This window comes from Actinomadura sp. 3N407 (genome assembly GCF_052245875.1).
In the GTDB taxonomy this organism is placed as follows: domain Bacteria; phylum Actinomycetota; class Actinomycetes; order Streptosporangiales; family Streptosporangiaceae; genus Spirillospora.
The window spans coordinates 145,906-159,739 of the sequence record NZ_JBQQBP010000002.1 but is presented as its reverse complement, the minus strand read 5'-3'; the positions used below and the strand labels follow the sequence as shown (position 1 = coordinate 159,739).

At 71.2% G+C, this 13,834-nt stretch carries 10 protein-coding genes; 8 read left to right on the top strand and 2 right to left on the bottom strand.

The window, feature by feature from the left end:
• Window positions 1-159 precede the first annotated feature (159 nt).
• Window positions 160-786, top strand: a complete 627-nt coding sequence (locus tag ACTWPP_RS04815; protein WP_443102846.1) for a TetR/AcrR family transcriptional regulator — start codon at window positions 160-162, stop codon at window positions 784-786.
• Complete coding sequence (locus ACTWPP_RS04810; protein ID WP_443102845.1) at window positions 783-3,026, top strand: glycoside hydrolase family 3 C-terminal domain-containing protein; 2,244 nt, start codon at window positions 783-785, stop codon at window positions 3,024-3,026. The genes ACTWPP_RS04815 and ACTWPP_RS04810 overlap by 4 nt, the downstream gene beginning before the upstream one ends.
• Here the strand turns inward: ACTWPP_RS04810 and ACTWPP_RS04805 are convergent.
• Window positions 3,014-4,186: a glycoside hydrolase family 1 protein gene (locus ACTWPP_RS04805; RefSeq protein WP_443102844.1), complete on the bottom strand. Its 1,173-nt coding sequence runs from the start codon at window positions 4,184-4,186 to the stop codon at window positions 3,014-3,016. The two genes, ACTWPP_RS04810 and ACTWPP_RS04805, sit on opposite strands and share 13 nt — an antisense overlap.
• 183 nt (window positions 4,187-4,369) lie before the next feature.
• On the opposite strand from ACTWPP_RS04805, the gene ACTWPP_RS04800 reads away from it, so the two are divergent.
• From ACTWPP_RS04800 to ACTWPP_RS04775, 6 genes are all read left to right on the top strand, one after another.
• A complete protein-coding gene (locus ACTWPP_RS04800) occupies window positions 4,370-5,227 on the top strand; it encodes a hypothetical protein (RefSeq protein ID WP_443102843.1) in 858 nt (285 codons plus the stop codon).
• Between the two features lie 234 nt (window positions 5,228-5,461).
• Window positions 5,462-6,568 carry an STM4015 family protein gene (locus tag ACTWPP_RS04795; protein ID WP_443102842.1) on the top strand — a complete coding sequence of 369 codons (1,107 nt, stop codon included), beginning with the start codon at window positions 5,462-5,464 and terminating at the stop codon, window positions 6,566-6,568.
• Between the two features lie 72 nt (window positions 6,569-6,640).
• On the top strand, window positions 6,641-7,939 hold the full coding sequence (locus ACTWPP_RS04790; protein WP_443102841.1) for a HEAT repeat domain-containing protein: 1,299 nt from the start codon (window positions 6,641-6,643) through the stop codon (window positions 7,937-7,939).
• A gap of 110 nt (window positions 7,940-8,049) precedes the next feature.
• Window positions 8,050-9,048 (top strand): TIGR01777 family oxidoreductase, encoded by a 999-nt coding sequence (locus tag ACTWPP_RS04785; RefSeq protein ID WP_443102840.1) that lies wholly within the window; start codon window positions 8,050-8,052, stop codon window positions 9,046-9,048.
• 40 nt (window positions 9,049-9,088) lie between these two features.
• On the top strand, window positions 9,089-11,602 hold the full coding sequence (locus ACTWPP_RS04780; protein WP_443102839.1) for an ATP-dependent Clp protease ATP-binding subunit: 2,514 nt from the start codon (window positions 9,089-9,091) through the stop codon (window positions 11,600-11,602).
• A 43-nt stretch (window positions 11,603-11,645) separates the two neighbouring features.
• Complete coding sequence (locus ACTWPP_RS04775) at window positions 11,646-12,083, top strand: protein-tyrosine phosphatase family protein (protein WP_443102838.1); 438 nt, start codon at window positions 11,646-11,648, stop codon at window positions 12,081-12,083.
• Window positions 12,084-12,101: 18 nt separating this feature from the next.
• Here ACTWPP_RS04775 and ACTWPP_RS04770 read toward each other — a convergent pair whose 3' ends face one another.
• Window positions 12,102-13,706 carry a GMC family oxidoreductase gene (locus ACTWPP_RS04770; RefSeq protein ID WP_443102837.1) on the bottom strand — a complete coding sequence of 535 codons (1,605 nt, stop codon included), beginning with the start codon at window positions 13,704-13,706 and terminating at the stop codon, window positions 12,102-12,104.
• Window positions 13,707-13,834: the final 128 nt, after the last annotated feature.

The window sequence follows — 13,834 nt, the reverse complement described above, 5'->3', positions numbered from 1 at the left end:
ACCACGTGGTAGGTTTTCTGAGACGAATTTAACCAACTGGTAGGTTTCGCTGCGGCAGGGAGGAAGGCGCAGGCCGTACCGTTGGCGCAGCACCCCACGCACCGCCGGCGCCCCCGGTGTGCCCGAGAACGCCGGACATCCCAGAGAGGCCCCCGCTCAATGACCGAACAGACCGCGCGCAAGCCGACGAAGGGCGAGCGAACCCGCGCGAGCATCCTCGACTCCGCGGCCGAGCTCTTCTCCAAGTCGGGGTTCCACGCGGTGTCGCTGCGCGACATCGCCGCGCACGCGGGCCTGACCCACGCGGGGCTGCTGCACCACTTCCCCGGCAAGGAGAGCCTGCTGATCAAGGTGCTCGGACGGCGGGACCGGGTCGACGCCAAGCTGCTGTTCGGCCCCGGCGTGCAGGACCGGCCCGAGGAACTGCTCGGCATCATCGTCGGCATCGTCTGGCGCAACATGCAGACGCCGGGCCTCGTCGGCCTGTACGTGAAGATCTCCGGTGAGGCCGCCGACCCCGAGCACCCGGCGCACGACTACTTCGTCGAGCGCTACCGGCTGCTCCGCGAACGGCTGACGCAGGCGTTCACGGCACTGTTCGCGCAGGCGGACCCGCCGCTGACCCACGACCCGGAACTCGTCGCGGGCCAGCTCCTGGGGCTGATGGACGGTCTGCAGACCCAGTGGCTCCTGGAACCGGACGCGGTCGACATGCACGCGTCCGTCGTCGCCTTCCTCCGCCAGCTCGGCCTCACCACCGACTTCGCTCCCCGAGGGAACTCATGACCCGGTCCGAGTCCGTACCGACCGCCACCGGCGAGCTGTCGCTGGAAGAGAAGGCGTCGCTCACGTCCGGCGACAGCACCTGGCGCACGACCGCCGTCCGGGACGTGGTCCCCGCCATCAGGCTCGCGGACGGACCCCACGGGATCCGCAGGCAGGTCAGGGGGTCGGGCGACGCGCTCGGCCTCACCGACAGCGTCCCCGCCACCTGCTTCCCGCCGTCCGTCGCGCTCGGCTCGTCCTGGGACGCCGGCCTGGCCCGCCGCGTCGGCGAGGCGCTCGCCCGGGAGGCGTCCGCGCTCGGCGCCGACGTCGTCCTCGGGCCGGGCGTCAACATCAAGCGCTCCCCGCTGTGCGGACGCAACTTCGAGTACTTCTCCGAGGACCCGCACCTGACGGGGATCATGGGCGCCGCCATCGTCACGGGGATCCAGTCGCTCGGAATCGGCGCGTGCGTCAAGCACTTCGCGGTCAACAACCAGGAGACCGACCGCATGCGGATCAGCGCCGACGTGGACGAGCGGACGCTCCGCGAAATCTACCTGGCGGCGTTCGAGTACATCGTCCGCGACGCCCGGCCGCACGCGGTCATGTCCTCCTACAACAAGATCAACGGCGTCTACGCGAGTGAGAACCCCTGGCTGCTCACCGAGGTCCTGCGCGGCGAGTGGGGCTTCGACGGCGTCGTCGTCTCCGACTGGGGCGCCGTCAACGACCGGGTCGCCGCCCTCGCGGCCGGGCTCGACCTGGAGATGCCGCCCACCGGCACCGACCAGGAGATCGTCGCCGCCGTCCGGGCGGGCCGGCTGCCCGAGCCGGCCGTCACGCTGGCGGCCGAGCGGGTGCGGACGCTGGCGCGGCGCGTCTCCGCGGCCGAGCCCGCCGACGACTGGGACATCGACGCGCACCACGAACTGGCCCGCGAGGCGGCGCGCGGATCGGCCGTCCTGCTGAAGAACGAGCACTCCGTCCTGCCGCTGGACGTGGCGGCGCAGCGGGTCGCCGTGGTGGGAGAACTCGCCCGGAGCCCCCGCTACCAGGGGCACGGCAGCTCTCATGTCGTCCCGACCAGGCTGGACTCCGCCTGGGACGCCCTGAAGGCGGCCGGGCCGGACACGACCTTCGCCGCCGGATACCGCCTGGACGGGGAACCGGACGGGCGACTGGCCCGGGAGGCGGCCGAGACCGCATCGGCGGCCGGCGTGGCACTGGTGTTCCTCGGGCTGCCCGGTGAAGCGGAGTCCGAAGGGTTCGACCGGACGTCCATCGACCTGCCGGGCGTGCAGATCGACCTGCTCCGCGAGGTCGCCCGGGTGTGCCCGCGGGTCGTCGTCGTGCTCGCCAACGGCGGAGTCGTGTCGGTCGCGGACTGGCAGGACGACGCCGACGCGATCCTCGAAGCGTGGCTGCCCGGCCAGGCGGGCGGCTCGGCGATCGCCGACCTGCTGCTCGGCGTGTGCAGCCCGTCCGGGCGGCTCACCGAGACGATCCCGAACCGGCTCGCGGACGTCCCGTCCCACCTGCACTTCCCCGGCTCGGACGGTCACGTCGCGTACGGCGAGGGCCGGTACGTCGGCTACCGGTATCACGACACCCTCGGGACGGACGTCGCCTACCCGTTCGGGCACGGCCTGACCTACACGCGGTTCGAGTACTCCGACCTGGCCGTCCGCGAGACGGGGGCGAACGAGTGGGCCGTGGAATGCACCGTCGCCAACACCGGTGGGCGAACCGCCTCCGAGGTCGTCCAGCTCTACGTCGCCTTCGATGAGGACATGCCGACGCGTCCCCGGCACGAGCTTCGCGGTTTCACCAAGGTCGAACTGGCCGCCGGCGCCGGGACGCGGGTCTCGTTCACGCTGTCGGGACGCGATATCGCATGGTGGTCGGTCGCCCGCGGCGGCTGGCGGATCGACGCGGGAACCTTCACGGTCGAGGTGGGCGCCTCGTCCCGCGACATCCGGCTGCGCGCCGAACTGACCGCCGCCGGCGACGGACACGTGGACGCCCTCGGGCGGATGTCCACCCTCGGCGAATGGCTCGACCATCCGGTCGGCGGCCGGGTGCTCAAGGAACGGCTCGCGCCGGCCCTGACCGGCACCGCGGTGAGCTCACCGGCGCTCTTCGCGCTGGCGCGCGGCATCCCGCTCGCGAAGTTCAGCACGTTCGGCATCGGCCTGACCACCGAGGTCGTGGACGACCTCGTGGCGGCCGTCCGGAACCTCGACGGTCAGGACGGGTAGGCCGCCCGGCCCGAGGCGACATCGCCGAACCAGCGGGCGCTCGGCTTGACCGTCCGCGCGAACGTCGTGCGGTCGACCGCGACGAGCCCGAACGTCGGCTCGTAGGAACCCCACTCGTAGTTGTCGAGCAGGGACCAGTGCAGGTAGCCGCGCACGTCGATCCCGTCCTTGATCGCCTCGTGCAGCCCGGCCAGGGCGCCCCGGGTGTACTCGACGCGCTCGGCGTCGTCGGCCGTCGCGATGCCGTTCTCGGTCACCAGGATCGGCACGCCAGGAACGCGGGACGCCGTGTGCCGGACGGCGTTGCCGAGCGCCTCCGGGTAGAACTCCCAGCCGGTGACGGTGCGGCGGGCGTCGTCCGGGACGGGCAGCGCTCCGTCCCGGCCGATCCGCACCCGCGTGTACGCCTGCACGCCGATGAAGTCGTCGGACGCGGCGGCGTCGAGGAACCGGTCCTCCCGCGACCAGGCCCACTCCTCGCATTCGGCGTCCGCGCCGCCGACCGCCTCGAAGTTCTGGTTCGCGATCGTCCACCCGGACCTGAACCCGGCGAGTTCCTCCCTGGCGGCGCGGTGCGCGGCCGTCAGCGCGTCCGCGATGGCCCGGTCGGGCGGCGGCATCGCGCCCGCGACGTTCTCCTCGCGCTTCTCCGCCTTCACCGCGGCGGCCATCATCGCGAGCATGTTCGGCTCGTTGATCGTGCAGACCCACTCGACGCCGTCCAGGATCGGGAGGACGGCGCGCACGTAGCGGCGGAAACCTTCGACCGCCCCCGGCGCCTTCCAGCCGCCCGCCTTCTGGAACCACAACGGGCTCGTGAAGTGGTGCAGCGTCACCACCGGAGTGAGGCCGCGTTCCAGGCACCCTTCGATCAGGCGGCGATAGTGAGCCAGTTCGGCCCGCGAGACATGGCCTTCCACCGGCTCGACGCGCGCCCACTCGATGCTGAAGCGGTACGCGTTGAGCCCGAGGCCCCGCACGATGTCGAGGTCCTCCCGCCAGCGGTGGTAGGAGTCGCAGGCGTCCCCGCTGCGCTGGGGGAGGAACGAGCCGGGCCTGTTCTCCAGCGCCCAGAAGTCGCTGGCCACATTGTTCCCCTCGGTCTGGTGGGCGCTGGTCGCCGCGCCCCAGAGGAACCCGTCCGGAAACGAAGTACGCACGCACAGAACTTACCACTTGGTAAGCTTTCGCCGCCCCCCCCCCGGTCGATCGACGAGGTGGGGAGATATGGATCGCCGACCTGCCGGGCCTCGTGGTAGAAATCCTGGACCGAGGCGTCCACGTACGAACGCGGTAAGGCTGACGCTCGGCGTCGCACCGGCCGTTGTCATCCCGGGGGATCAGTGCTCTTCGTCGCAGTGTCCTTCGGGGCTTTCATCTTCGTCTTCGCGATCACCAGGCAAGTGCTGATGGCCGCCGGTTGCGCCGTCCTCGCCTTCATCGGCCTCATCGCCTTCGCCGGCTTTCAATCGGAGAAGCGGCAGGCGGAGGACAGGGAGGAGCGGGGTAAGGTCACCGCGTCCGTGCCGGCGGAGTTCGTCGGCACATGGTCGGGCGAGGTGGACTCGAAGAGCGACCCGATGGAAATGCTTCTCTCCGTTGAGCAGGGAAAGCAGGGCGACCGGGTGGCGGTTGTCCGGATCACCTCCTTGAAGGAAGAGTGCGTGGCGACCGGGAGAGTGAAGGAGGCGTACGAGCGCCGGGTTCTCCTCGAATCCAAACGGATGAAGGGGTCCCCTCACTGCTCCGATCTCCGACTCGACCTGACCGGCGACAAGAACCAGATCTCCGTCGACCCCAAGTTCGGTGACACGGTCGTGCTGTCCCGGACGAAGGCGGTCACGCACCGCACCCCCGTTTCGGCGGTCACCGGCACGTGGGCGGGGACCTACCAGTGCAGCGGCAAACCGACCGGGTTGAAGCTCACGATCCGCAAGGGCGACGACGGCGAGCTGAAGTCGCTCTTCGAGTCGAGTCCCGTGCCCGGCAATCCCGATCGCCCCTACAGTTCCTTCGAACAGACCGGTCTCCTGTACAACGGCCACCTCACACTGGACCCGGACCAATGGGTGGACGAGCCCGAAGGCGGCGGCTACGTGCGGGTGGCACTCTCCGCCGATGTCACCGAGGCCCGGCCCAGCAGGATCAAGGGCCGCATTCTCACCCGCGACTGCACCACCTTCACCCTCCGAAGGCGCTGAACACCCTGCCGCCCGTACGTGGTGAGCCCCGCTCGCAGGCGGCACGTGCTTTGACGACGGTGCAGATGTTCGGCGACCTCGTCATCCTGGGCCTCGTGGTGAAGGTTCTGCTCGAAGCGATGCGGCGCGGAGTCGAGCGCCGAAGATCCGGCGACGACCGGCCGGCATGACGGCACGGCGGACTGTCGGGCTCCGTGTACCTTGATCGGCACTGTCGTCGTGAGGAGCCCGTGCATGCCGAACCTGAAGCATCTCCCTGAATTCGCAGGGCTGCGAACCATCGAGTTCCCCTCACGTGAGGTGCTCGCCACGCGGCTTCTGCGCGCCGGGTTCGAGGCGGAGGAGCAGGGCCTTCCCAGGCCCGACGCGCTTCCGCCGGACGAAGCTTTCGCGGCGGCGAAGGCCGGGCCGGGCGCGTTCGCGTGGCGGCTGCAGCTGATGCCCTTCGGGGAAGAGGAGGACTTCCGGACCCACCTCGGGCGTTTCATCGCCGAGATCGACACCGCCGCCGTCACCGCACTGATCGTCGGGAACTGCTGGGATCCCGCGCTGGCCAACGACCACGTGGACGCCGTCCGCGACGTGCTGACCGAGTACGCCGGGGCATTCCCCGCGCTGCGCGCGTTGTTCTTCGGTGAGGTCACCCGCGAGGAGACCGACAGGCTCTCGTGGATCGCGCAGACCGATGTCTCCCCGCTCCTGGCCGCCTTTCCCGGATTGCGCGAGTTCATCGTCCGGGGGGCCGACGAGATGACGTTCGGGGGGAGTTGGGGGACGTTCACCCTCGCCTGGAACGTGCCCCGGCACGATGAGCTTCGACGCCTGACGTTCGAGACCCATCGGCTCGACCCGGCCGTGGTGCGCGGCGTCCTCTCCTCGGATCTTCCGGCGCTGGAGCACCTGGAGCTGTACCTCGGCTCGGCCGACGGCGACGGCGCCTCCCCGGAGGACCTGGCTCCGCTGCTCGCGGGCGCGGCCTTCCCGGCCCTGACATCCCTCGGACTGCGCAACGGGCAGGACACCGATGCGCTGGTCGCCGCCTTGGCCGACGCCCCCGTCACCGGCCGGCTGTCCGTACTCGACCTGTCACTGGGGACCCTCACCGACAAGGGCGCCCAGATTCTGCTCGATACCCCGGTGTTCCTCGACTTGGACCGCCTCGACCTGCACTACCACCACATGTCGGAGGAGATGACCGAGCGGCTCCGCGGCCGGTTCACCGAGGCCGGGGTCGGCGTTGACGTCGGCGAGCGCCAGGAACTCGAAGAGTACGAGGACGAGGATGAGGACGACGAATACGAGTACGGGGAGGAGCCGATCTATCCGGCGATCGCCGACTGAGCGCCATCCGCCGCCGCGTGGGGTTCCAGAAGGGGCCGTGCCGTAGGGTCGGTGCCCGGCAGGATGAAGGTCATGGACCCTCTTGAAGGACTCGACGACATCGACTGGGCGTCCCTCCGCCACGCCTACGGGTCGGCGGAGGGGATCCCCGCCGCATTGCGAGCGCTGCGATCCCCCTCCTCCGACGAGCGCGGGGAAGCGCTCAACGAACGCCTGTGGCACAGCATCTGGCACCAGGGAACCCGCTATCCGGCGACCGTCGCGACGGTGCCCTTCCTGGTCGCCTTGGCCGCGGATCCGGCCACGCCCGATCGCGCGGAGATCGTTCACCTGCTCATGATGCTGTCCGTCGGCTACCCGGACGACAAGCTGCCGCACGGCGTCGACATCGCCGCTTGGCGTGCCGACCTCCGGGAACGGCGCACGCTGACCCCGGAGGGATGGGAGCGCCGGCTCGACGCCTGGGTGGCGGAGGCGCCGAACGAGCACCAGCGCGACAGGCGCACCTGGCTGCGTGAGAAGCGGGATCCGCAGGCCGAATTGCGTGCAATGGAGATTGATCTGGCCGTTTACGACGCCGTTCTGGTGGGCGTCCCGGTGCTGCGGCCGCTGCTGGAGTCCCCCGAGAGCGGCCTGCGCACCTGGACCGCCGCCCTGCTGGGTCTGTTCCCGGAGGAAGCGGCCTCCTCGATCCCCGCCCTGAGCGCACGCCTGGAGGCCGAGAGCGACGCCTTCGCGCTCAGCAACGTGATCACCGCGCTCGGTATGCTCGGGCACCGGCCGGCGATCCCGCGTATCCGCACGTTCCTGTCCGGTGACCGTCCCGTGCACCGGCTCGCGGCGGCGACGGCGCTCGTGGGCCTGAGCGAGGTGGACGAGACCGTGATCGGGCAGCTCACCGTCTCCTCCGTCTGGGCGAATCTCGGCCACACCGACGACGCCTTCCGCACCCTCGCCGCCTCGGGCTCACTCGAGTCGGCCACGCGGTCCCTGCGGAACGCCGAAGCCGACCCGGCCGCGTTCGACCGGGCCCTCGAGGGGCTGCGCACCGGCCCGGTGGCACAGACGCGGCTGATGGTGGGGGCGGCGCTGACGTTCGCCTTCGGCATCCTTGACCTGGGCGACTCCTCGATCCACACCACGGCGCCGTTCCTGGCCGGCATCAAGGTCCCCTATGACGAGGAGGAACTCCCGGCGGGCGACGAGCTCGAACCCTTCGAGGACCTCGACGACCGGCAACGCGACGTTGTCCGGGCCCTCGCCGACCTGCCCCCGGACTCGTGGGACGACGCGGTGATCGAGACCATGCTTCAGGCATGGGGCGTCCCCGACGACCTGGCCGGCCTGCGGGACTACCTCACCACCGTGTAGCCGCCGACGCGGAAACCTGCTCGAACACCATGACGCGGGAGAGGCGCACCCCTCTTTGAACGTGTTCAGTTCTCGGGGTTAGGCTGTTCGCACATGCCGAGGGGTGCGCGATGAAGATTGTGATTCCCGGGGGGACCGGGCAGGTGGGCGCGATTCTGGATCGCGCCCTGACCGCGGCGGGCCACGAGGTCGTGGTCCTGACCAGGAGGCCGACGCGCGAGCGCGAGGTCGGCTGGGACGGCCGGACGGCGGGCGCCTGGGCCGAGGTCGTCGATGGCAGCGACGTGGTGATCAACCTGGCCGGACGCAGCGTCAGCTGCCGTTACACGCCGGCCAACCTGCAGGCCATGATGGACTCGCGCGTGCACTCCACCCAGGTCGTGGGTGAGGCGATCGCGGCCGCCGCACGGCCGCCCCGGGTCTGGCTGCAGATGAGCACCGCGACCATCTACGCCCACCGCTTCGGCGCCCCCAACGACGAGGCGACCGGCGTGCTCGGCGGCGCCGAACCCGGAGTCCCGGGCTACTGGGCCTACAGCGTCAAGATCGCGAAGAACTGGGAGCGGGCACAGGAACGGGCCGAGACCCCGTCCACCCGCAAGGTCGCCCTGCGCTCCGCCATGGTCATGAGCCCGGACCGCGGCGGCGTCTTCGACGTCCTGCTGCGGCTGGCGCGGCTCGGCCTCGGCGGACCGGTCGCGGGCGGCGCGCAGTACGTGTCCTGGATCCACGACCGGGACTTCGTCCGCGCTATCGAGTTCCTGGTCGACCGGGACGACATCGCCGGGGCGGTGAACCTCGCCGCCCCGAACCCCCTCCCGCAGCGCCGGTTCATGCGCGCGCTGCGGGCCGCGTGGGGCGTCCCGGTGGGCCTGCCCGCGACCGCGTGGATGGCGGAACTCGGAGCGCTGGCGATGCGCTCGGACACCGAACTCCTGTTGAAGAGCCGCCGCGTCGTCCCCGGCCGGCTCCTCGAAGCGGGTTTCGCCTTCGACCATCCCCAATGGCCGGCGGCCGCCGGCGACCTCGTTCGACGCTCGCGACGCGGCGAACGCATCCTCCCGCAGGCCGGACGGCCGGGTTTCCGAAGGTCGTCCACGGGCACGTGACTGACCGTTGCTATGACGGCTTGTGCAGGGGGGATCGGAGATGACCTCGGGGTGGTACGGATCGGGCGGCATGGATCCGTTCGAGGAGATGCTCGCCCGCTTCTTCGGGGCTCGGGCGCACCGCCGTCCGATGGAGCGGATCAGCATCGCGCGGCTGATGAGCGAACCCGCGCGTGAGCTGGTGCGGGACGCGGCCACGCAGGCGGCGCGGTGGGGGAGCGTCGACCTGGACACCGATCACCTCCTGTGGGCGGCGACGCGGCAGCAGGGCACCCGGCATTGGCTGGAGCGGGCCGGGGCCGACCCGGACAAGATCAAGGGCGAGATCGAGGACGGTGCCCGGCGGGGCGAGCCGCGGGACGTCCCGCCCGAGCTGACCCCGTCGGCGAAACGCGCCCTGCTGGACTCCCACCAGGTTTCGCGTGCGCTCGGGTCGTCCTACATCGGGCCCGAGCACCTGCTGTTCGCGCTGGCCCTCGACCGCGGCTCCGGCGCGGGACGGATCCTGGACGCCGAGCACGTCACCCCGGACTCGCTGCAGTCGGCGGCGGCCGGCGGCCAGCAGCCTCCGGGCGGGCCGGGCGGCGGCGGGCAGGCGACCGGTACCCCGACGCTGGACGAGTTCGGCCGCGACCTGACCGCGCTCGCGAGGGAGGGCCGCATCGACCCCGTCATCGGACGTGAGGACGAGATCGAGGAGACCGTCGAGGTCCTGTCGCGGCGCACCAAGAACAACCCGGTGCTGATCGGCGACCCGGGCGTCGGGAAGACCGCGATCGCCGAGGGCCTCGCGCAGCGGATCGTCGACGACGGCATCCCGGAGACGCTGCGCGGCAAGCGGATCGTCCAGCTCGACCTCGGCGGGGTCGTCGCCGGCACCCGCTACCGGGGCGACTTCGAGGAACGGCTGAAGAAGGTCGTGGACGAGATCCGCGAGCACGCCGACGAGCTGATCGTGTTCATCGACGAGATCCACACGCTCGTGGGCGCCGGCGGCGGGGAGGGGGCGATGTCGGCGGGCAACATGCTGAAGCCCGCGCTGTCGCGCGGCGAGCTGCACGTCGTCGGCGCGACGACCATCGACGAGTACCGCCGCAACATCGAGAAGGACGCCGCGCTGGAACGCCGGTTCCAGCCGATCCTGATACCGGAGCCGAGCGTCGGCGACAGCGTCGAGATCCTGCGCGGCCTCCGCGACCGGTACGAGGCGCACCATTCGGTGCGGTTCAGCGACGAGGCGCTGATCGCGGCGGTGGACCTGTCCAACCGCTATCTGACCGACCGTTTCCTCCCGGACAAGGCGATCGACCTGATCGACCAGGCCGGCGCCCGCGTGCGGCTGCGTTCGGGGACGCGGGACGGCGGCCGCCGCGAGCTGGAGGACCGCCTCGACCAGCGGCGCCGGGAGAAGGACCAGGCCGTCGCCGACGAGGACTACGAGAAGGCGTCCGAGCTCCGCGACGAGATCGTCCGGCTGGAGAAGGACCTCGCGGCGACGCGGGACAACGGCGGTCCCACGGCGGTCCCCGAGGTGACGACCGAGGACATCGCCGAGGTCGTGTCCCGGATCTCCGGTGTCCCCGTCACGCAGCTCACCCAGGCCGAGCGTGAGCGGCTGGCCCGGCTCGAAGAGCATCTGCACGGGCGTGTGATCGGGCAGGACGACGCGGTCGCCGCGGTGGCGCGGGCCGTGCGCCGGTCCCGCGCGGGCATGGGCGACCCGGACCGCCCGATCGGCGGATTCCTGTTCCTCGGCCCGACCGGCGTCGGGAAGACCGAGCTGGCCAAGGCGCTCGCCGAGGCGCTGTTCGGCAGCCGCGACCGGCTGGTCCGGTTCGACATGAGCGAGTTCCAGGAGCGGCACACGGTGAGCCGGCTGATGGGCGCGCCGCCCGGATACGTCGGGTACGAGGAGGCCGGGCAGCTCACCGACGCGGTCCGGCGGCAGCCGTACTCGGTGGTCCTCCTGGACGAGATCGAGAAGGCGCACCAGGACGTCTTCAACGTCCTCCTCCAGCTCCTCGACGACGGCCGCCTCACCGACGCGCAGGGACGCACCGTCGACTTCCGCAACACCGTGGTCATCATGACCAGCAACCTCGGCTCCGAACTGATCACCGGCCGTATGGAGATCGGCTTCGGGACGCCCGGCGACGGCCCCGGCACGGCGCTCAGCGACCGGATCATGCGCCGCCTGCGGGAGGCGTTCCGGCCCGAGTTCCTCAACCGGATCGACGAGATCATCGTGTTCCAGCGGCTGGAGGCGGGCCAGCTCCGCCAGATCACCGACCTGCTGCTGGACGAGACGCGCCGCCGCCTCCACGCGCAGGACGTCGACGTCACCTTCACCACCGAGGCGGTCGACTGGCTCGCCGAGCGCGGCCACCAGCCCGAGTTCGGCGCCCGCCCGCTGCGCCGCACGATCCAGCGGGAGGTGGACGACAAGCTCTCCGACCTGCTGCTCGCCGGTGATCTGCGGCACGGCAGCCACATCCGCATCTCCGCCGTGAACGGCGGCCTGGAGTTCCACGTCACCACCAGGGAGACGGTCTAGGCGTAAAGTCCTCCTGAATTCGTCCAGGAGGTGTGGTGATCTCGTGACGGCCCCGCTCACCGGCTCTCTGCGGCTCCCCGACGGCACGTGGGTCCGGGGACGCGGCCTGCGGAACCCGGCGCCGGAAGGCCCGGTGCCCGACTTCGGCCTCTATCTGGGTTCCCGCCGTCTCCGCCGGCGCCACGAGCCGGAGCTGGGCTGGTCCTCCGCGTGGATCGAGTGGCCCGACTTCCTGCTGCCGCGCGACCGGGCGGACGCCGTCCGGCAGATCCGCGCGCTGCACGAGCGGGCCCGGTCCGGCGCGTCCGTCGAGGTCGCCTGCGGAGGCGGCGTCGGGCGCACCGGCACGGTCATCGCCTGCCTCGCCGTCCTGTCCGGCCTGGACCCGGCCGACGCCGTCCCCTGGACGCGCGAACACCACCACCCCAGAGCCGTCGAAACCCCGTGGCAGCGCCGCTGGGTGACCGGATTCCCGGCCTGAGCGGACCGCCGGCCGGGATCAGCCGCCGAGGATGAGCTTCGCGGCGTGTTCGCCGATCATCATGCTCGGGGCGGCGGTGTTCCCGCCGGTGATGCTCGGCATGATCGAGGCGTCGGCGACGCGGAGCCCCTCGACGCCGCGGACGCGCAGCGCGGGATCGACCACGGCGCGCTCGTCCGCGCCCATCCGGCAGCTGCCGACGGGGTGGTAGACGGTCGTCGCCCGGTTCGGCAGCTCCTCGGCCATCGCGGCGCGGTCGGGGAAGTCCGGACCGGGGGACAGCTCGGCGGTCACGCCGCCGGCGATGGTCTTGCTCGCCATCGCCTCGCGGACGAGTTCGATCCCGTCCAGCAGCAGCCGGGCGTCATCGGGGTCGCTGAGGTAGCCGGGGTCGATGACCGGCGCGTCGGCCGGGTCGGCGGACGCGAGCCGCACCGTGCCGCGGCTCTTCGGATAGATCAGCGTCGGCATGATCGTGAGAGCGGGGCGCTTGTCCACCTTGTGGCGCACCGGCGCGTCCTGGTTGGGGAACGGGTACGACCAGGGCAGCGCGTGGATCTGCAGGTCGGGGATGTCGCCGGCCCGCGGGCTGCGGACGAACCCGACCGCCTCGAACACGGTGCGGCTCACCCACGTGCCGCCCCGGACCATCTCCTTGATCACGCCGGACGCGAAGTAGGGCGCGGTGCCCCGGTTGCGCGCGGACTCCATGACGTAGGTCATCGGCATGAACATGTGATCGTGGAGGTTGTCCCCGACGGGCAGATCCGCGTGGACCTCGATGCCGTGCTCACGGAGATGCGCCGCGGGACCGACCCCGGACAGCATCAGCAGATGCGGTGAGCCGAACGCCCCCGCCGCGAGGATCACCTCACGGGTCGCGCGCATCGTTCCGCGTCCCTTCCCGGTGACGACCTCGACGCCCGTCGCGCGGCCGTCGCGGACGACCACGCGTTCCACCATCGCCTTGGTCAGGATCGTCAGGTTCGGCAGGGCGTGGTCGTCGAGATAGCCGACGGACGAGCTGTAGCGCAGCCCCTCGTGGGCGCTCTGCTGGAAGACGCCCACGCCGTCCTGCACCTCGCCGTTGTAGTCGTCGTTCCGCTTCACACCGGCCGTCTCGGCGAGCGCCTCCATGAACGCCTCGGACGCGGGCGTGAGGTCCCGCTGGCGGGTCACCTGGATCGGCCCGCCCGCGCCGCGCAGGTCGGTCGCGCCGTCCTCCCAGTTCTCCATCCGCTTGAAACTGTCCAGGACGTCGTCGTAGCCCCAGCCGGTGCAGCCTTCCGCCGCCCAGTCGTCGTAGTTCCTGCGGTTGCCGCGCACGAACAGCAGCCCGTTGATCGATCCGGAGCCGCCCAGCACCCGGCCCCTGGTCTGCGGGATCTTCCGGTCGAGCGCGTTCGGCTGCGGCGCGCTGTAGAAGCCCCAGTCCAGCCGCTTCTTCAGCTGCGGGACATTGTGGAAGACGGCGATCAGACCCGGCTTGCGGACGAGCCGGGTCCGGTCGGGGCCGCCGGCCTCCACCAGGACGACGTCCGCGCCCGACTCGGCCAGGCGCTTCGCCAGCACGCACCCCGCGCTGCCGGCTCCCACGACGACGTAATCAGCGGTCTGGTCCATGTGTTCCTCTCAGCGTCCGCCGATGGCCGGGCGACCATTTCGTGAGGACCCGCGCCTGGCCCGATCGCCCCGAACAGGCCGACGGTAGAAGCCCCCGGCCGTCCTGCCAAGGCAGGTCCCGGTGACCG

What these genes read in the sequence shown, in the direction of transcription:
- ACTWPP_RS04815 (WP_443102846.1), top strand. Translation starts at nt 160, where the DNA reads ATGACCGAACAGACCGCGCGCAAGCCGACGAAGGGCGAGCGAACCCGC.
- ACTWPP_RS04810 (WP_443102845.1), top strand. Translation starts at nt 783, where the DNA reads ATGACCCGGTCCGAGTCCGTACCGACCGCCACCGGCGAGCTGTCGCTG.
- ACTWPP_RS04795 (WP_443102842.1), top strand. Translation starts at nt 5,462, where the DNA reads ATGCCGAACCTGAAGCATCTCCCTGAATTCGCAGGGCTGCGAACCATC.
- ACTWPP_RS04790 (WP_443102841.1), top strand. Translation starts at nt 6,641, where the DNA reads ATGGACCCTCTTGAAGGACTCGACGACATCGACTGGGCGTCCCTCCGC.
- ACTWPP_RS04785 (WP_443102840.1), top strand. Translation starts at nt 8,050, where the DNA reads ATGAAGATTGTGATTCCCGGGGGGACCGGGCAGGTGGGCGCGATTCTG.
- ACTWPP_RS04780 (WP_443102839.1), top strand. Translation starts at nt 9,089, where the DNA reads ATGACCTCGGGGTGGTACGGATCGGGCGGCATGGATCCGTTCGAGGAG.
- ACTWPP_RS04770 (WP_443102837.1), bottom strand. Translation starts at nt 13,706, where the DNA reads ATGGACCAGACCGCTGATTACGTCGTCGTGGGAGCCGGCAGCGCGGGG.